Origin of the sequence: Zymobacter palmae, assembly GCF_003610015.1 — a bacterium.
Taxonomy (GTDB): domain Bacteria; phylum Pseudomonadota; class Gammaproteobacteria; order Pseudomonadales; family Halomonadaceae; genus Zymobacter; species Zymobacter palmae.
Genome location: NZ_AP018933.1, coordinates 1,268,683 through 1,287,403, shown reverse-complemented (window position 1 = coordinate 1,287,403; position 18,721 = coordinate 1,268,683). Strand labels below are relative to the sequence as shown.

Below are 18,721 nucleotides of genomic sequence, written 5' to 3'. Positions count from 1 at the left end.
TAAAAAGCGCCGCGCATCTACCTTATGCACGGCGCCCGGTCTTTGGCTTACGCTAGCGCTGTACTTTACTTCCGTTTGCGATTTGGAATATGGATCGCGTGTCCATCCACTGCCAGAGCAGCTTCATGTACGGCTTCTGACAGCGTCGGGTGAGCGAAGCAGGTCAGTGCCAGATCCTCGGCACTGGAGCCGAATTCCATGGCAATCACGCCCTGTGCGATCATTTCGCCGGCCTGCTGACCGAGGATGTGCACGCCCAGAATGCGGTCCGTTTCCTTGTCAGTGATGATCTTCACCAGACCTTCAGTGGCATTGTTGGCCATGGCACGGCCGCTTGCGGCAAACGGGAAACTGCCTGTTTCATAGGCAATCCCCGCCTCACGCACTTCCTGCTCCGTCTTGCCTACCCATGCGATCTCAGGCGCGGTATAGATGATGTTGGGAATGGTGTCGTAGTTCATCTGAGCCTTATGACCCGCGATGATATCCGCCACCATCACCCCTTCCTCAGATGCCTTATGGGCCAGCATCGGGCCACGCACCACGTCACCGATGGCATAAACACCCACCACGTTAGTACAGCACTGATCATCGACTTCGATGAAGCCGCGGTCACTGACCTTGACGCCAGCATCAGCGCTCAGCAACTGCTCGGTATAGGGACGGCGGCCAACACAGACGATCAGTTTGTCAAATGTCTGCTGCTGTTCACCATTAGCGTCCGTATAAGTGACGGTCACTTCATTGCCAGCAACTGTACTGCCGGTAACGCGCGCGCCCAGCTTAATGTTTAAGCCCTGCTTGCTCAGGATACGGTAGGCATCTTTCGCCAGCGTTTCATCAGCAGATGCCAGGAACGAATCCATCGCTTCGAGCACCGTAACGTCACTGCCGAGGCGTGACCAGACGGACCCCAATTCAAGACCGATGACACCGGCACCAATGACACCCAAGCGTTTCGGGGCTGCCGTGAAATCAAGTGCACCGGAAGAATCCACGATAGTGTCGCCGTTCACCGGTGCCGGCGGAATGTCGACCGGTACCGAGCCAGAGGCGATGATGATGTCGCGCGTTTCGTAGACAGCCGTCGACCCATCGCGATGGGCCACTTCAACCTTGCCACTGCCCAGCACCTTGGCCGTGCCTTCCAGTGCAGTAACGCCATTGGCTTTGAACAGGCCACTGATACCGCCAGTCAACGTTTTCACGATGCCATTCTTGCGGGAAATCATCTTCTCGACGTCGGCTTTCACGCCACTGATTTCAATACCGAAGGTATCAAAGTCATCACGCGCTTCTGCAAACTTGTGGGACGCTTCCAGCAGTGCTTTGGAAGGAATACAGCCTACATTAAGGCAAGTGCCACCGTGTACGGTGCGCCCTTCAGCGTTGACCCACTTCTCGACACAGGCCGTTTTCAGGCCCAGCTGTGCGGCACGAATGGCGGCTACATAGCCTCCGGGGCCTGCCCCGATCACGATAACGTCAAACTTTTCGGCCATGATCTGATTCCGATGGAGATGGATGAATAAAGGTAATGATGGCAGACATCGCGCAGCAGCGGTGCCTGCCAGAAGGTTTTCGAAGCACAGCCACAGGCTGCGACTTCTGTTTCCGAACGCGACGGTGCTCGTTCGAGTGCGCTATGCGCCAACCGTCAGGTGGCGATCAGCATTCCTCCGCGTCTTTCCCTCTATGGTAAAAGACGCGGGCATCAATTACACGCCCAGCAGAATACGAGCAGGATCTTCCAGCAGCGCTTTTACCGTCACCAAGAACTGTACGGCATCCTTGCCATCGATCATGCGATGATCATACGACAAGGCCAGATACATCATCGGACGAATGACGACTTCACCGTTGACGGCTACCGGACGGTCTTCAATCTTGTGCATACCGAGAATGGCCGTCTGCGGCGGGTTGAGGATCGGGGTCGACAGTAGCGAACCGAATACTCCACCGTTGGTAATGGTGAACGTACCCCCCGTCATTTCGTCCAGCGTCAGGCGATTTTCGCGACCACGCTTACCGAAATCGGCGATCTGCCGCTCGATATCGGCCAGCTGCATCGTATCGGTATCACGCAGTACAGGAACCACAAGGCCTCGCTCGGTGGATACAGCGACGCCGATATCCTGATAACCATGATAAACGATGTCATCACCGTCAATAGAAGCATTGACATCAGGGAAGCGTTTAAGTGCCTCGGTGCATGCCTTGACGAAGAAGCTCATGAAGCCCAGCTTCACATCGTGCGCTTTCTGGAACTGCTCTTGGTAGTGTGCACGCAGCTGACGGATAGCGCTCATATCCACTTCGTTATACGTGGTCAGCATAGCGGCCGTCTGCTGCGCTCGCACCAAGCGATCGGCAATCGTCTGGCGCAGGCGGCTCATGGGCACGCGCATGTCCTGACGCGGCAGAAATTCGTCTTCTTCAGCGTTAGGCAGATTGGCTCGCGTTACCGACGCTGCCCCTTTCAGCTTGCGCTGCACGTCTTCTTTCAGGATACGCCCACCGCGGCCGCTGCCCGACAACGTCGAGATATCGACACCATGCTCAGCCACCAGCTTGCGAGCAGCCGGCGCAAGACGCCATTCGCCATCGGTCGGATGTGTCACCGTATTCGTATCGACGACCGTCGGGGAAGCGGACGGCGTGATACTGCCCAACTGCAGCGTACCCAGCGGCTGTTCACTGGTGACTTGCTGGCCTTCAGCGACATTAACGGCCGTCAGCGTACCCGGATCGGTGGCACAGACTTCGAGCACCACCTTGTCAGTTTCGATCTCGACCAGCAGCTCGTCGCGCTCAACGTGATCGCCCACCTGATGATGCCAAGACAGCAACGTGCCCTCCGCTACCGACTCGGGATACTGCGGGGCATGAATAATGACCGTCTTTTCTTCGGGCTGAATGGCCGCGGCCGCGGAGTCGACGACCGTTTGCGGCTGTGCGGCAACGGCCCCTTGCTGCAGATGCCCCAGCAGCTGTTCGCTGGTGCAGCGCCCGCCTTCAGCCACCAGAATATCTGTGAGGGTTCCGGCGTCGGCAGCGACGACTTCCATGACCACTTTATCCGTTTCGATTTCAACCAACAGCTGGTCACGCTCGACACGATCACCCGGAGCACAATGCCAGCCCACTACCGTACCTTCAGCAATGGATTCAGGGAAACTGGGCGCTTTGATCTCGATAGTCATATCCGTTCAATTCCTTGCCTGCATTCCGCCCTGATCCATCCAGCTACTCCGGTTCAGGGCGGGAACCGGCGGACATATCTAAACGTCGTGTATTAGGTCTATATCACGCATGGCGCGTATAAAAAGCGACCGCATCAGCGCTTGAAGCGCGATACGGCCGCGTTGATTATGCCTTGAAGGCCGCCTCTACCAGCGCGCACTGCTCTTCGGCGTGCTGATGAGCGCTACCCGTGGCAGGAGCCGCCGCTGACGGGCGACCAACATAGCGCACGCTCGCGCGATCACCCGACCGCGCCACTACCTCATCAAGGGCATCACGCACGCCCTGCCAGTAACCTTGGTTGCGAGGTTCTTCTTGGCACCATACCAGTGTTTTCAGAGCAGGATAGCGTGCCAACTCAGCAGCCACTTCTTCGACCGGGAAGGGATACACCTGCTCGACACGCACCAAAGCCGTATCCTGATGCGCCTGCGCGCCGCGCTCGGCCAGCAGATCATAGTGAACCTTGCCCGCCGACAGCACGACACGCGTTACCCGCGATGCATCGGCCTGATCGTCCGGCAGCATGGTCTGGAAATGGCCGTCCGCTAGCGCTTCCAGTGAAGAAACCGCCAAGCGATGGCGCAGCAAGCTCTTCGGCTGCATAACCACCAGCGGTTTAGCTACGCCGAGCATCAGCTGGCGACGCAGCAGATGGAACATCTGTGCAGGTGTCGTCGGCGTACAAACGAACATGTTCTCTTCCGCACACAGCTGCAGGAAGCGTTCGGGACGTGCCGAAGAATGCTCTGGCCCTTGGCCTTCATAGCCGTGAGGCAGCAGCAGCACTAAACCACAGCGCTGTCCCCATTTTGCATCACCCGCCGCAATGAACTGGTCGATCACGACCTGCGCCCCGTTGGCGAAATCGCCGAACTGAGCTTCCCACAGCACGAGAGACTGCGGCGCTGCGGTTGAATAACCGTATTCAAAAGCGAGCACGGCCTCTTCTGAGAGCAACGAATCGTGTATGACACAAGGTGCCTGAGGTGCAGAAAGGTGCTGCAACGGCACCCATGCCTTGTCCATCTGCTGGTCGTGCAACACGGCATGGCGATGCGAGAACGTGCCTCGCCCACTGTCCTGCCCAATAAGACGCACGGGGTGACCAGCAGCCAACACAGAGGCATATGCCAGTAGTTCTGCTGCCCCCCAGTTTAGCGGTATCTCGCCCGTCAGCATGCGCTGGCGGTCTTCGTAGACGCGCTCGACCTGGCGTTGAAGGGATAGATCGGCCGGCACGGCAAAGGCACGTTCGCCCAGAGCAACCAGCGATTCGGGCGTTAGTGCAGGCAGTGCCGACACATCAAAAACGCTCGCCTGCGGCGCTGAGGCAGGCGCGGATGACTCCAGCCATTTGCGATAGTCGTCGGCCAGCTGTTTCACCTGCTCAGCACTGACCCGTCCCTGCGCCACTAGGCGCTCGGCATAGCGCTGCTGTGCCGTGGACTGCTGGCGGATCTTGGCATACATCAGTGGTTGCGTGCCGGAGGGCTCATCAGCTTCATTATGACCACGGCGACGGTAGCCGATCAGGTCGATAAGCACATCCTGACCTGAGTGCTCCCGCCATTCAAACGCCAGACGCGCGGCACGCAGCACCGCTTCAGGTTCATCAGCATTCACATGCAACACGGGAATCTGCAGCATGTGCGCGATATCCGTGCAATAGCGCGTCGAACGAGCATCATCCGCCCGCGACGTCGTGAAACCAATCTGATTGTTGATGACGATATGGACAGTGCCGCCGATACCGAAGGCTCGTGTGCGCGACATCTGCAGGCATTCCATGACCACACCCTGCCCAGCGAATGCAGCATCGCCGTGCATTGCGATAGGCAGTACCTGTGCACCGTCCTGATCCTGACGCGCACGCACGGCCCCTTGCAGCACAGGGGTAACGATTTCAAGGTGGGAAGGGTTAGGCACCAGCTCGCATAACAGAGCCCCATTGGGGAACTGGCGCGTGCTGTGGTAGCCCAGATGGTACTTGACGTCGCCACTGGTGCCGGTATGCGGTGCACGCCCTTCAAATTCGTCAATGACGGCCGCAGGCGGCTTGCCCAGCGCATTGACCAGCACGTTAAGGCGGCCACGGTGCGCCATTCCAATCATAACGTGCGACAGCTTACCGGCGGCCTCATGCATCAGCGCATCCACTAGAGGAATCAAGGCATCGCAACCTTCAAGCCCAAAACGCTTGGCCCCTGGGTAGCGGCCAGCCAGATAGCGCTCGAAACCATCGGCGGCAGTCAGACGCTCCAACAGTGCCTGCTGCTCTGCACGCGATGCAGCACGCTGTGGCGCTTCGATACGCGCCAGCCACCACGCCCGCGCGTCAGGATCATCAAGCGGTATTTCGACCGCCAGCGCTCCAGCATAGGTCTCAACCAACCAGCCTTGCAGTGCCATCAGCGTCATACGCGCCGGCAAATGGTGCGGCAGCTCCATCGCTCGTATATCCAGCTCACGCGCCATATCAGCCACCGTCAATCCATGCGTAGCAGGGTCCAGCTCAGCCACCGTTTCCGGCGACTGAAGCGCTAACGGATCAAGATGTGCCTGCCGGTGGCCGTGACGACGCCAAGCGTCTATCCACGAACGCACATGGCTGGTCACTTGCTGCTCACGCGTTACCGCTGGCGAAGGCGCTGCGATGCGCTGGCGAAGGCTAGCCTGCCCGCGAAAGCGTTCGCGAACAGAGGAAAGAGGAACATGGGCTTTCGAATCTTCGACGAGGGTATCGAAATAGTGACGCCACTGTTCAGGAATGCTGTCGGGAGCATCAAGATAGCGCTCGAATAGCTGCTCGACATAGTGCGCATTGGCGCCATTCATATGCGAGCTGCGCCAGAGAGCCGCCATCCGGCTATTTTTTTGTGTCTGTTTCATGCGCGTGCGGACCTGCCTGCGAATCGGTGTTGTCATTCTGCCGGCCTTCTTCCGCTCCCTCGATATTAAAGAGGACCGGAGACAAGAGGCTTAATATAGCAAGATTGCCGCGGTAGCTTAAGAGGACTTTTCGCCCACTCGCTGCCTTTTAGTGCAAGCGGTGTCCTTTTAGCCTCAAGCAGGGGATGACAATCCTCTCTTACTGAGGTAACACTGAAAGAACCGTAGAGCAACATCTGACAGTCACGGATCACACTGTCTTCTACGCTTTGGCTTGATATCCAGCGTTGCAGGTCTACGGCAAACCGCAGCTTCCTCACGCCAAGACCTTCCTAATCCCACAATAACTACAACGATGTAAGGAATGAGTGCATGTCATCCAACAAGAAACAGGCCGTTCTACATATTGATGGGCAAGTGATTGAACTCCCCATTCTGTCAGGTACCTTGGGCCCCGATGTACTTGATGTCCGTCAACTGTCTACCCAAGGGCTACTGACCTACGACCCAGGCTTTATGTCGACGGCGTCCTGCGCCTCGGCCATCACTTATATCGATGGCACCCAAGGCATTCTGCTCTACCGGGGCTACCCGATTGATGAACTGGCCCAGCGCTCCAGTTTTCTGGAGCTGTCCTATCTACTCTTTCACGGCGAATTGCCCACCCCATCGCAGTACGCCGAGTTCATGTCGAAAGTGCAGGCGGAAATGCTGGTCCACGAGCAGCTGGTGCGCTTCTTCACCGGCTTTCGCCGCGATGCACACCCGATGGCGGTCATGTGCGGCGTGATCGGCGGACTGTCAGCGTTCTATCACGACATGCTGGATTTTGCAGAGTCGCGCGATCGCGAAGAAGCTGCCGTGCAACTGCTGGCTAAAATGCCGACGCTGGCGGCCATGTGCTACAAGTACAGCATCGGCCAGCCCTTCATGTATCCGCGCTACGAGCTGGGCTACACCGAGAACTTCCTGCACATGATGTTTGCAACGCCATGTGCGCCCTATGTCCCCAACCCTGTTGTGGTCCGCGCACTTGATCGCATTTTGATGCTGCATGCCGACCATGAACAGAACGCGTCAACCAGCACGGTACGTCTAGCGGGTTCCACAGGAGCCAGTCCGTTTGCCTGTGTCAGCGCAGGGATCGCCGCACTATGGGGATCCGCACACGGTGGTGCCAACGAAGCCGTTCTGAACATGCTGGACGATATCGGCGAGAACAGCGAAGAGAACATCCAGCGCTATATCGAACGCGCCAAGGATAAGAACGACCCGTTCCGTCTGATGGGTTTCGGGCATCGCGTTTACCGCAACTTCGACCCGCGCGCCAAAGTGATGAAGGAAAGCTGCGATGAAGTGCTGGACGCACTGGGCATGGCCAACGATCCCAAGCTACAGATTGCCCGCCGACTGGAAGAGGTTGCTCTGCAAGACCCGTACTTCATCGAGCGCAAGCTATACCCAAACGTCGATTTCTACTCGGGCCTCATCCTGCGTGCGATCGGCATTCCAACCAACATGTTCACGGTCATGTTCGCGCTTGCACGCACGGCAGGCTGGATCTCGCACTGGAATGAAATGGCAGGCCACCCTCACCGCATCGGCCGCCCACGCCAACTGTATGTAGGCCCAACCGAACGGCACTATCCTGCGCACGCACCTAATGATAAGTAGCGCAGGCAGCGAATGCTTCTCCGGCCCTTGGCATATATATGCCAAGGGCTTTTTTGTCGGTGGCATCACCGTACGCGACTCGCCCCTACGGGTACTCACCACTTTTTTCTGCGCCAGCTTCCTCGCCCAAGCTCCTTCTAAACCGCTGGCCGGGCACTCTCGTAACGGTGAGTAATAGTAAAAAGCAATCGGAGGAAGATGGAGAGCAACGCCATGAAAGTGGTGCTTATCTGAGTTTTCCACTTCATCCCCAGCTAAAACGGCCGATGTAGTCAGATGGGGTGGTTTTCCACACTTTCTGTGGATAAGCCTGTGAAAAACGTCTTCCGACCCGCGTATAGCGACCGTGGCTCAAGGGATTTCGTCAAATTGATCAATTTTTGATCAATCATAAGTCATTGTTTTGAAAGAGTTATTGCAAATACAAAAGGATAGCGGTCCAGCGTGAGCCATAAGCGACCAAAACTGTAGCGTTCGGCTAGCACTTAGTGGACAAGTAGAGGAAAACAAGGGAATGTCAAGCAGGATATGGCTGTAACGCACGCCATGACAGCAAATTGCATGCTGCAGAGAGGAAACACCCGAAGCCGCACGGCGATGTGCAGCTTCGGGTTAGTAATTGGTGGAGCCTATCGGGTTCGAACCGATGACCTCAACGCTGCCAGCGTTGCGCTCTACCAACTGAGCTAAGGCCCCAAGCGAAACGCTATGGGTATGGCTACCGACAACGTATCGAGTCAGTCACACTGGTGAAGCATGCTGACATGCCAGTTTTCGTGCGGCATCACGTTAAAGGACGGGGCGCATAGTACATTATGCGCCCCAACCGGTCAAGGCATCAGTCGATAAGAGGCAATTGCTGCTCTGTTTTCTCCAGCGCCTTGAGTTTCTTCTTGCCAAAGCCACCCAGTACGTCGACGGCATGACGCAGACGTGCACGGGTCATATCGGAGCCCAGAATGGCCATGGCGTCGATGACGGACGTAGAGGTCAGGCTGCCGGTAATCGCCATGAAGACCGGTGCCAGTAGCTGCTTGGGTTTCAGCTCGTAGTGCGAGGAAAGCACCTTCACCTGCTCAAACAGACTGTCCTTGTCCCAGTGACGCACTTTCTCGAAGCGCCACACCATCAGCTGCAACAACTCTTTCTGCTGTTCAACCGGCAGATTGATCAGCTCGAAGTCGTCCTGCGCCACATCGGGCAGCCCTGCGAAGAAGTGCCCTGCCAACGGAATGACGTCCGTCAATTTCTGGATGCGCGGTCGGATTTCAGGCAGCAGCTGATCGATATACTCGCGGTTGAAAGCCCATTCTTGCATAGCACGGATGAACTGATCGTCCGTCAGCTCTTCACGCAGGTACAGCCCATTGAGCCAGTTCAGCTTCTCAAGATCGAAGATCGGACCACCCAGCGAAATGCGCGTAACGTCAAAGTTCGCTTTCATTTCGTCGAGCGAGAACTTTTCACGCTCGTCAGGCATCGACCATCCCATGCGGCCCAGATAGTTGAGCACGGCCTGCGGCAGATAGCCCATGCGGCGATAGTAATTGATCGACGTAGGGTTCTTACGCTTGGAGAGCTTAGATTTGTCTGGGTTGCGCAGCAGCGGCAGGTGGCACAGCTCCGGCATTTCCCAACCGAAGTACTCATATAGCAGCTGGTGCTTCGGTGCCGAGTTGATCCACTCTTCACCACGCAGCACGTGGGTGATTTCCATCAGATGGTCATCTACCACGTTGGCCAGATGGTAGGTCGGCATTCCATCAGACTTCATCAGGATTTGCGCATCAACTTGCGCCCAGTCCAGCTCGATTTCGCCACGCAGCATGTCCTTGACGATGCAAGTGCCTTCGCGCGGTACCTTCATGCGCACGACATACGGCGCATTCGCAGCTTCGCGGCGCGCGACTTCGTCAGCGGGCAGCTGCAGGTCTTCTGCCTTGAGCGCCATGAAGTTACCGGCTTCTTTGCGTTCTGCGCGCAGCGCATCAAGCTCTTCCGGCGTACGGTAGCACTTGAACGCATGACCAGAGGCCAGCAGTTGATCGACATACTGGGTATAGATGTCACCGCGCTCGCTCTGGCGATAGGGGCCATGAGGGCCACCGACATCCGGGCCTTCCTTCCACTCAATGCCCAACCAGCGCAGCGAGTCGAAGATCATCTGCTCGGACTCACGGGTCGACCGCTCGCGGTCGGTATCCTCGATACGCAGGATGAATTCGCCACCGTGCTGGTGAGCGAAACACAGGTTGAACAGCGCAACGTAGGCAGTGCCTACATGAGGATCACCGGTAGGTGACGGCGCAATACGCGTGCGAACAGTCATGATTACCCCTTGAGATACGGGAACAGGATCGAACGATGGCAGGATATCTCAGCAAAGATGACTTCTTTGCATGGGTATCCTTGTGTACATTAAACGCTATCATACGCGAACTTGATGCAGGCATCAGCATGACCTGCCAGATTGCAGAGCGCATTCACCCCATCGTGCTTTTTATGCCGCGCCGATTCGGCTAGCGCACGATGCGCCTATTCTTATGAAGTGAAATGCACGCTGCTCGCAGTGCCCGTCTTCTCACTGTTTGGTTTCCGTTGGAGTTTTCATGTCATCACACCCTTTGCCCACACCCGCCCAGTGGCTACGCGCCAATGCCAGTCGCGGCGGTCGCTGGAATCGGGTCATCATGCTGGCAGCGACCGGGTCCACCCTACTGCTACTGCTGCAAGCGTGGGCCATTGCTAGCGTGGTGTATCGGCTTGCCATTGAGCATGCACCACTGTCATCGCTGACTCTACCTTTGATCATACTGCCGGTGGCCTTTCTGGGACGCGGCGCACTGGCTTGGCTACGCACCGAAGCGGGCGTACGCTGTGGCTTGGCAATCCGCCAGTCGGTACGAGAAGACGTGCTGCGCCGTATCGGTGAACGAGGCCCACTTTGGAGCCAGCGCCAGCACAGCGCTGCGCTGGGCAATCAGGTGTGGGATCAGGTCGATGCGCTGCAAAACTACTACGCCGATTACCGTCCTCAGATGCTGCTCTGCGGCACGATTCCACTGATCATTCTTTGCGCCGTACTGCCCGTCAGCTGGGCCGCCGCACTGATCTTGCTAATCACAGGCCCCTTGATTCCACTCAACATGGCAATGATTGGCTGGGGAGCCAAGAACCTCCAAGACCAGCAGTTGACCGAAACCCACCGCATGAGCCGACACTTCCTCGATACACTGAAGGGGATGCCGACGCTGCGTCTGCTTGGGCGCTCACATCAACAAGCTAACGAGATCTATGCAGTCTCCGAAGGGGTACGTCAGCGCAATATGAAAGTGCTGCGATTGGCATTCCTCTCCTCTAGCGCACTGGAGTTCTTCGCATCTGTTTCGATTGCCCTGTTGGCTACCTATATCGGCTTCACTTACTTGGGGCAGTTTGACTTCGGTACTTGGGGTAAAGGGCTTAGCCTGTTCGGCGGCCTATTCATGCTGATTTTGTCGCCAGAGTTCTACCAGCCGCTGCGCGATCTTGGCGTTCACTACCATGCCAAGGCCGAAGCGGAAGCGGCGGCCCAGGTACTGATGCCACTGCTGACCGAAGCACCACCATCCGCTGATGCTAGCACTACAACGACGAAACACTGGGCGGTGCCGGATACACTGGGCATCACACTCAACCACGTTAGCTGTCGCTATCCCGGTCAGGCATCGCCGGCACTGAACGATGTCAGTTTTTCCGTAGCGGCGGGAGAAACCATTGCCGTTATCGGGCCCAGCGGCGCGGGCAAGAGCACCCTACTGACCACCCTGCTGGGCTTCATGCAGCCGGAACAGGGCACCATCACTCTTCACTCAGGTGAACGCCTTGATCACTTGCTGACGTCCGAGTGGCAGCACGCACTAAGCTGGGTCGGACAGCACAATGCACTGATTCCGGGCACACTGGCCGATAACCTCACGATTGCGTTACCGGACGACCAACCGTTTGACGAGGATCGGCTATGGGAAGCACTCGACAAAACCGACCTGCGCTGCTGGGCCAACCAGCTGCCACAGGGACTGCACACGCGCATCGGTGACGGCGGCCAGCCAGTCTCCGGCGGTCAAGCGCGCCGCATCGGCCTGGCACGCGCCTTTCTGCGCGACGCACCGCTTGTGCTGCTGGATGAACCTACAGCCAGCCTCGACCAACAAAGCGAGCGCATCGTCAACCGCGCCATTGCCACACTCAGCAAGGGCCGCACGGTCATCATGCTGACCCATCGTCTGTCACTGCTTAATCAGGCTGATCGTATCCTGCTGCTGGAACAGGGCCGCGTGCGTGCCTTCGATACACTGAGCGCGCTGAGCCAGCCCCACGGCCCACTGGCCAACGTCATCGACGCCGCCCACGCCGATCTGGATACCCAAGGAGAGCCGTCATGACATCTTCCCACGGCGCTCCACTGCGTCTGCGTGAGCTGTGGCCCTACCTGGCCCAGATGAAGCCCTACTGGTTGCTGCTCGCCACCGGCTTCCTGCTCAACCTAATAGCCCTCGTATCCAGCGTCAGCCTTATGGCGCTCTCCGGCTGGTTCATCAGTGGCGCAGCCGTGGCCGGGCTGCTTGAAGCCACCCGCATCGCCTTCAACTACGCCATTCCATCAGCGGGCGTGCGCTTCTTCGCCATCACGCGTACTGCCAGCCGCTATGGAGAGCGCGTCACGACGCATGAAGGCACGCTTAAGCTGCTGTCGGTGCTGCGCCGCTCGACCTATCTGCGCATTGAGCCACTCTCCCCTGCCGCGCTTCAACGTTTGGGCAGCGGCGAGCTGATGACACGACTGACGGCCGATATCGACACACTCGATAACCTCTACCTGCGCGTACTAATTCCCTCAACGGTCGCCATGGTTGCCATCGGTCTGTGCGGCGCAGTCATTGGCTGGTTCGCGCTGCCTATCGGACTGTTTGCCGCACTGGCACTGCTGTTCAGCGGACTGATCGGTCCTTTCCTTGCATGGCGCCGCGGCCACCACCTATCCGATGACTGGCAGCAACGCAACGGGCAGTTACGCCGCCGCCTGCTCGAACAGCTACAGGCACTTCCGGAGCTGCTGCTGTATGGGCGTTGGCAGTCCAATTCACGCGCTTTGCTTGACGGCCAGCGTCAACGCGATGATATAGAACTGACACTGGCACGCCAGTGGGGACAGTCACAGTGGCTGTCGCAGCTGTTGCTGGGGCTGACGGTAACCGGAGTACTATGGCTAGCAGGCATCTGGGTCACACAGCACGATCTTGACCCCACCTTGGTGGCGCTAATGGCGCTTACCGTATTGGGAGCGTTCGAAGCCATCGCCATGCTGCCTCAGGCGTGGCAGCATCTGGGGCGTATCCAGCGCGCCGCGCGCCGTATCGACGATCTGACCTCAACAGTACCGGATATTCACTTCCCTCATGCAGATAGTGCCACCCCGCGCAGCCACGACATCACCATTGACCAACTCAGCGTCGCCTTTGACGACCATCCAGTGCTGCAGCACGTTTCTCTCCAGCTTCCTGCGGGTACGCATACCGCCTTACTAGGCCCGTCGGGCGGCGGCAAGACAACCCTGCTGAATGCGCTGGTACGCTTCATTGAACCGGACGCTGGCCAGATTATCTTAGGCGATGTACCGATCAAGGCATTGAGCGAGACAACACTGCGCCATCTATTCAGCGTTGCACCTCAGGATGTGCAGCTGTTCAGTGCATCTCTACGTGACAACCTGCTGCTGGCAGCCCCCAATACCAGTGACGAGCAGCTAGAAGACGTATTGCGCGCCCTGCAGCTGGGCGACTGGCTGGACAGCCTGCCCGCAGGACTAGACAGCTGGCCGGATGAGGGTGGCAGTTCTCTGTCTGGCGGGCAGCTGCGCCGCTTCGGACTGGCGCGAGCACTGCTGGTCGATGCCCCCATCGTACTGCTGGACGAGCCGACCGAAGGGCTTGAGATAGCCCTTCAGCAACGGGTGATGAACGAGGTGGTCACACGCTGCCAAGGGCGCACACTAGTGGTTATTACCCACCACCTGCAGTCGCTGACGCTCTTCGATCGCGTCGCCATTTTTGAACAGGGACGCATCATCGAACAGGGCGCACCACGCGAATTGAAGGACTGCCCGGACAGCCGCCTTGCAGGCATGCTGCGCCATCTGACTCTATAGCAGGCAGGTGCCCAAAAAACCCATCGACAAGCCCCGCGCGCAGCATTGACTGTACGCGGGGCTTTTCACTGTCGGCACCATAAGGCTTTTGCCTATGACAGGGTCAATGCACGCGGCCACTTTCCATCAAAATCATGCAGCCAAACTGCGTGTCGACCTGAGTCATCACGCCTTTTGCCTTGAACTGCTGCCCTTCCTTCAATGTGCGGGTACTGGGGTGACGAAACACCACCACCATGTTCCCTAGATCATCACCGGAAAGCAGTCGGAACCGTTCATCTTTAATAAATTCACTGTCATAGCGATTCACAACACCACTGGCGGTTAGAACAGCCCCCTGTGTATTGCTGGTTGGCCTGTGCAACGTCCTGTTTAGCCTCTGCACAGATCTGTGCAACGCTTTTATGCACCTCTGGCAGTGCTCCCTCAGATGCGCCTGCTCCGCAGGACAGTGCCAAAACAGATAGCGCCATCACCGGCATAATCTTCATAGCTCACCCCATCGTCGTACCTTTACCCAGCCCCCAAGTGCAGAGCAAGCGTACAGCCTAATTGTTACTTGTCGTGCTCAAGCAGCAGATTGAATGCGCACCGCTCAAACGCGATGATCTTATGCCATCTTTTTGATGGGTCGAGCAATTCACTCATCATCGAGTGCTGATGCTTTCCCCCTTATCTTCTGCGCACATGGCATCAGTTATGGACGTGACTCTGCCGAGGGTGGTTACCTAACCGTTATCAATATTGATGCCAGCAATAGGCCCACTGATGGCAAAACGCTGCTCCTCACTCAGCGAGCGGTCATTAACGTATCTCTACTTGGCATAGGAAAGCACCCTTAAAGAACAGGCCGTGCAAACAATGGCATCGCTCGTTGATGCACTGAAGGATAGGGCTTCTTTTTCACGGCCTTCGCGTAGGGCTGCGGTATACTGAAGCCTAGGAAGGACATTCAAAGGCCGCACTATAGCAATGTGCTGCCAGACGCTTTTCAGGGAGAATTCACATGTCGTCATCCGCCACCCCGACGGCCGCACTGACGGTCGAGTGGGACCCCGAACTGATTCACCGCTATGACAACGCAGGCCCACGCTATACCTCGTATCCAACAGCGCTGGAATTCCATGAAGGGTTTGAGGACGACGATCTGGAAGAAGCCATTGAGGAAGGTCGCGGACGCCCTCTCTCACTGTACGTGCACATCCCTTTCTGCCACACACTGTGCTGGTACTGCGGCTGTAATAAGATGGTGACGCGCCAGCTTGATATCGTTGACGATTACCTCGACACCCTTGAACAAGAAGTCATCACACGTGGCGCGCAATTTGCCGGTCGCGAGGTTGTCCAATTGCATTTTGGTGGCGGCACCCCTAGCTTTCTAAGCCTTGACCAGCGCCGTCGCGTACTGGCCTTTTTGCACAAGGCATTCCAGTTCGCTCCCGATGCCGAAATTTCAATCGAAGTCGATCCGCGCCGAATAGAGCCCACACTCATTGACGAGCTGCACGAAGAAGGTTTCAACCGCCTGAGCATCGGTGTACAAGATTTCAATAGCGAGGTTCAAAAGGCCATTCATCGCGAACAAGACGATGAACTGATCTTCGGTCTGCGCGAACGCGCCCGCGCGCTCGGATTCCGCTCCTTCAGCATCGACCTGATCTATGGCCTGCCACTGCAGACCGCTGAGCGCTTCGCTTATACGCTGGAGCGCACGCTGGCACTGGCTCCCGATCGCATCAGCCTGTTCAGCTATGCCCATCTGCCTGATCACTTTCCATCGCAGCGACTGATTCACACCGAGGACATGCCCAAAGCTGAAGAAAAGCTCGAACTGCTACAGATGGCAATCGCGCGCCTGACGGAAGGCGGCTTCGACTTCATCGGCATGGACCATTTCGCACGCCCCGATGATGAACTGGCAGTAGCCCAACGCAATGGGCACCTGCATCGCAACTTCCAAGGCTATACACCGCGCGGCGACACTGACGTGCTAGGACTGGGTGTCTCGGCCATCAGCTCGTTCCATACCGCCTACGCGCAGAACGTCAAGGACGTCGCCACCTATCAGGACACCGTTAATACGCTAGGCCACGCGCTATGGCGTGGCGTTATGCTTACGCCTGACGACATCATGCGTCGCGATATAATCAACACCTTGATGTGCCAGTTCCGGCTCGACATTCCCGCCATTGAACAGCGCTATGGCATCGACTTCTGCCGTGACATGGCTGATGACATGGCACTGATGGCCCCCTTGGCCGCCGACGGACTGGTCGACGTTAGCCGCGACGCCATCACCATCACCCCACGGGGCCGTTTGCTCGTACGCACCGTGGCAGCCTGCTTCGATGTCTACCTGCGCCGCGACAAGCATCAGCACTATTCGAAAGTCATTTGAACCCAGAGCTGCCCCGCTGATAAGACATAGGCCCCAGCCACTTGCACTGGGGCCTTTTGCTGCCCAGTTTGCCGGCATCATCACATGCCATGTATCGAACACCGGCTCTATCGCTGCCCCCTCCAATGCCCACTTGTCGCTATTTCTCACGATTTATTCACACAAATATTGAGGAGTGTCGCCGCATCAACGTCGCACCTCACGGGTTCACGCTATCAAATGAGCGTAAAGAGACTCATACCCAACGCCGGTATGCGCAAAAGGAACGTTATGCGCGTCATGTATAAAAGTGCCTTATAGGCAGGTAGCCGTGCGAGCATGATGTAGAGAAACATCAGGCAGCCGACATTGCGCTTCGAGCGTAACGACTCGTTCAGCACAACGGGTTGAGAACGGTAACGCGGGGAGACAACAAGCAGACCAGAAGAAATATTCGAACTGCGAAAGCAAGAAGCCCGAAAAGGAAGAAGATAGAGAGCAGGATAAAAATATAAGCCGCGCGATTCATTCTGGCGGCTATCGGCATTACAGGCAGCGGTCGTAATGATAGCGGCCATACTAAAAAGGTAACACCACGCGGAAAAGACGCTGCTGTGGCGGCACATGCAGAGACGCGCAGTCACTACCAATGGGCGTTGAGAGGATGTGTCGGCGACAAATGCTACGCTCAACGCCACATGTCATACTTTAGACGCATTCGCCGTCAGTGGCCTGCGTCAAGATTACTGCGTCGGGATCAGCCTTCGATGCGTGGCGGATCGATTTCCAGACGCTGTGCCGCAATGACGGCCTGTGTACGGGAATGAACGCCCAGCTTGCGCAGGATAGCAGTAACGTGCGCCTTGACGGTAGCTTCGGACACGTTCAGGTCATAGGCGATCTGCTTGTTAAGCAGGCCGGAGGTCAGCATGCCCAGTACGCGGAACTGTTGCGGCGTCAGGGAAGCGATAGCTTCGGCAAAGCGAGAGTCTTCTTCATCGCCATCGCCCAGCACGTCTTCCATGCCTTCAGGCAGCCAGACTTCACCGTCCATGATCTCGGCAATCGCTTCAGCGATGGTGTTCAAAGAAGCAGATTTGGGAATGAAGCCAGAAGCGCCATAGTCGATGGCACGGCGTACCACGCGCGCCTCTTCGCTGCCCGAGACAACGGCTACCGGCATTTCAGGGGCCTGGGCACGCAGCTGGATCAGCCCCGAGAAACCGTGGGCACCCGGCATATGAAGATCCAGCAGCACTAGATCGGCATCGCCATGCTCGGCGACACGCGCCAGCGTAGCCTCCATGGTGTCCGCTTCTACGATCTGCACACCTTCATTGCCTGCCTGAAGCGCCTGTTTGAGCGCTGCACGGAACAATGGATGATCATCTGCTACGATGAATTTCTGCGCTACGGTCATGAAATCCTCTCCGTATCGTCTCTGCAGCACAGCCCACTGGCTGCGGAGCCGCGTTCAGCCCGATACCCGCAAGCTACAGGCACGGTGCCTTCGATGCTTGACCGGTACCATCATGCTATACAGTGCGACGCCAGCCGTCGGCAACTTGCAGATGACGATACCCCAGATGCAGCGCAACGCCGACGGACGAATTGCCGCTGAACCGCTATCGTAAACGACTATGCCTTCGGTTCACAGCCCAATAAACGCAATTGCTGCCCACAACGGCGGCAACGGTAAGCATATCCTCGCTCAATGCGACGATGCCGACGCACGGTCAGCCAGTGCCCTTCAGTACAGTGGCAACCATAATGCCAAGGCGTTGGCGTGCTGATCGTCGTGTCAAAGCGATGTGTGACGCGTGGCTGCCGCCCGTACAGATGCACCATAAGCCAACGCCATACCGGCCCGTGCGGTTTCCCTTTCGATGCAACACCGAGCACGTCGACCCAGTGCGCCATTTCGTGCGGCACGACTTCCTCGATAAAAGCACGCGGCTGTGCTGCCAGCATGATGCAATTGAAGCGCAGCGCGCGATGGCCGAAGTGCGCCTGTCCTGCACTGCGCCCTTTCAAATCGAAACGAATGTCGGGCGTGGGCAACGATGGCCAATAGCGGCGCGCATGCGCTAGACAGCGCTGTACTTGCAGTTCAACGACGGCTTTATAGACGCTGTCATCGCCCGACACCAGCCTCTCCTGCCATTTATCTGGTAGCTCGCACGTCAGCGCATTAATGCGCTCAGGTAAACAGCTTTTCATTCGACACACAAACTCCCATAAGGCCCTGCCCAAGTGCGATTACCCTGTTAGAATAACGCCAATATTGCTCTATTTTCGACGGCACATACCTTAATGTGCCTTCTTTAACGATGCGCGGCCCTGACCGC

The 18,721-nt window shown here is 57.3% G+C and carries 12 protein-coding genes and 1 tRNA gene; 4 read left to right on the top strand and 9 right to left on the bottom strand.

Annotation, left to right across the window (positions count from 1 at the left end; genetic code table 11):
- Nucleotides 1-65: 65 nt before the first annotated feature.
- The 3 genes from lpdA to ZBT109_RS05615 all read right to left on the bottom strand — a co-directional run bounded on the left by lpdA (nt 66) and on the right by ZBT109_RS05615 (nt 6,135).
- Entirely contained in the window at nt 66-1,502 is a 1,437-nt protein-coding gene (lpdA, locus tag ZBT109_RS05625) for a dihydrolipoyl dehydrogenase (RefSeq protein ID WP_027704824.1), read from the bottom strand.
- 216 nt (nt 1,503-1,718) lie between these two features.
- Nucleotides 1,719-3,203 carry a 2-oxoglutarate dehydrogenase complex dihydrolipoyllysine-residue succinyltransferase gene (odhB, locus tag ZBT109_RS05620; protein ID WP_027704825.1) on the bottom strand — a complete coding sequence of 495 codons (1,485 nt, stop codon included), beginning with the start codon at nt 3,201-3,203 and terminating at the stop codon, nt 1,719-1,721.
- A 166-nt stretch (nt 3,204-3,369) separates the two neighbouring features.
- Nucleotides 3,370-6,135, bottom strand: a complete 2,766-nt coding sequence (locus ZBT109_RS05615; RefSeq protein ID WP_232012873.1) for a 2-oxoglutarate dehydrogenase E1 component — start codon at nt 6,133-6,135, stop codon at nt 3,370-3,372.
- A gap of 372 nt (nt 6,136-6,507) precedes the next feature.
- Between ZBT109_RS05615 and gltA the strand changes: the two genes are divergently transcribed.
- Nucleotides 6,508-7,809 (top strand): citrate synthase, encoded by a 1,302-nt coding sequence (gltA, locus tag ZBT109_RS05610; protein WP_027704827.1) that lies wholly within the window; start codon nt 6,508-6,510, stop codon nt 7,807-7,809.
- A gap of 620 nt (nt 7,810-8,429) precedes the next feature.
- Here gltA and ZBT109_RS05605 read toward each other — a convergent pair.
- A tRNA-Ala gene (locus ZBT109_RS05605) sits at nt 8,430-8,505 on the bottom strand.
- Between the two features lie 142 nt (nt 8,506-8,647).
- Nucleotides 8,648-10,138 carry a glutamate--tRNA ligase gene (gene gltX / locus ZBT109_RS05600; RefSeq protein ID WP_027704828.1) on the bottom strand — a complete coding sequence of 497 codons (1,491 nt, stop codon included), beginning with the start codon at nt 10,136-10,138 and terminating at the stop codon, nt 8,648-8,650.
- A gap of 280 nt (nt 10,139-10,418) precedes the next feature.
- Here gltX and cydD point away from each other — a divergent pair, with 280 nt between their 5' ends.
- Together cydD and cydC are read left to right on the top strand one after the other, a co-directional pair.
- Nucleotides 10,419-12,233: a thiol reductant ABC exporter subunit CydD gene (gene cydD / locus ZBT109_RS05595; protein WP_027704829.1), complete on the top strand. Its 1,815-nt coding sequence runs from the start codon at nt 10,419-10,421 to the stop codon at nt 12,231-12,233.
- Nucleotides 12,230-13,996: a thiol reductant ABC exporter subunit CydC gene (cydC, locus tag ZBT109_RS05590; RefSeq protein ID WP_051523731.1), complete on the top strand. Its 1,767-nt coding sequence runs from the start codon at nt 12,230-12,232 to the stop codon at nt 13,994-13,996. The genes cydD and cydC overlap by 4 nt, the downstream gene beginning before the upstream one ends.
- Nucleotides 13,997-14,099: 103 nt before the next feature.
- Here the strand turns inward: cydC and ZBT109_RS14090 are convergent, their stop codons facing one another.
- Together ZBT109_RS14090 and ZBT109_RS13785 are read right to left on the bottom strand one after the other, a co-directional pair.
- Nucleotides 14,100-14,234, bottom strand: coding sequence for a hypothetical protein (locus ZBT109_RS14090; RefSeq protein ID WP_269460480.1), 135 nt, complete (start codon nt 14,232-14,234; stop codon nt 14,100-14,102).
- A 58-nt stretch (nt 14,235-14,292) separates the two neighbouring features.
- Nucleotides 14,293-14,487 carry a hypothetical protein gene (locus ZBT109_RS13785; RefSeq protein ID WP_170144692.1) on the bottom strand — a complete coding sequence of 65 codons (195 nt, stop codon included), beginning with the start codon at nt 14,485-14,487 and terminating at the stop codon, nt 14,293-14,295.
- Nucleotides 14,488-15,002: 515 nt separating this feature from the next.
- Here ZBT109_RS13785 and hemN point away from each other — a divergent pair.
- Nucleotides 15,003-16,394, top strand: coding sequence for an oxygen-independent coproporphyrinogen III oxidase (gene hemN / locus ZBT109_RS05580; RefSeq protein ID WP_038277846.1), 1,392 nt, complete (start codon nt 15,003-15,005; stop codon nt 16,392-16,394).
- A gap of 736 nt (nt 16,395-17,130) precedes the next feature.
- On the opposite strand, the gene ZBT109_RS05575 is transcribed toward hemN, so the two are convergent.
- Complete coding sequence (locus tag ZBT109_RS05575; RefSeq protein ID WP_027704832.1) at nt 17,131-17,793, bottom strand: response regulator; 663 nt, start codon at nt 17,791-17,793, stop codon at nt 17,131-17,133.
- 218 nt (nt 17,794-18,011) lie between these two features.
- The gene (locus tag ZBT109_RS05565; RefSeq protein ID WP_084261761.1) at nt 18,012-18,593 is read right to left on the bottom strand and encodes a SprT family zinc-dependent metalloprotease; all 582 of its coding nucleotides are present in this window, start codon (nt 18,591-18,593) and stop codon (nt 18,012-18,014) included.
- Nucleotides 18,594-18,721 lie beyond the last annotated feature (128 nt).

What these genes read in the sequence shown, in the direction of transcription:
- ZBT109_RS05565 (WP_084261761.1), bottom strand. Translation starts at nt 18,593, where the DNA reads ATGAAAAGCTGTTTACCTGAGCGCATTAATGCGCTGACGTGCGAGCTA.
- cydD (WP_027704829.1), top strand. Translation starts at nt 10,419, where the DNA reads ATGTCATCACACCCTTTGCCCACACCCGCCCAGTGGCTACGCGCCAAT.
- cydC (WP_051523731.1), top strand. Translation starts at nt 12,230, where the DNA reads ATGACATCTTCCCACGGCGCTCCACTGCGTCTGCGTGAGCTGTGGCCC.
- lpdA (WP_027704824.1), bottom strand. Translation starts at nt 1,502, where the DNA reads ATGGCCGAAAAGTTTGACGTTATCGTGATCGGGGCAGGCCCCGGAGGC.
- ZBT109_RS05615 (WP_232012873.1), bottom strand. Translation starts at nt 6,135, where the DNA reads ATGAAACAGACACAAAAAAATAGCCGGATGGCGGCTCTCTGGCGCAGC.
- ZBT109_RS05575 (WP_027704832.1), bottom strand. Translation starts at nt 17,793, where the DNA reads ATGACCGTAGCGCAGAAATTCATCGTAGCAGATGATCATCCATTGTTC.
- gltX (WP_027704828.1), bottom strand. Translation starts at nt 10,138, where the DNA reads ATGACTGTTCGCACGCGTATTGCGCCGTCACCTACCGGTGATCCTCAT.
- odhB (WP_027704825.1), bottom strand. Translation starts at nt 3,203, where the DNA reads ATGACTATCGAGATCAAAGCGCCCAGTTTCCCTGAATCCATTGCTGAA.
- ZBT109_RS13785 (WP_170144692.1), bottom strand. Translation starts at nt 14,487, where the DNA reads ATGAAGATTATGCCGGTGATGGCGCTATCTGTTTTGGCACTGTCCTGC.
- hemN (WP_038277846.1), top strand. Translation starts at nt 15,003, where the DNA reads ATGTCGTCATCCGCCACCCCGACGGCCGCACTGACGGTCGAGTGGGAC.
- ZBT109_RS14090 (WP_269460480.1), bottom strand. Translation starts at nt 14,234, where the DNA reads ATGGTGGTGGTGTTTCGTCACCCCAGTACCCGCACATTGAAGGAAGGG.
- gltA (WP_027704827.1), top strand. Translation starts at nt 6,508, where the DNA reads ATGTCATCCAACAAGAAACAGGCCGTTCTACATATTGATGGGCAAGTG.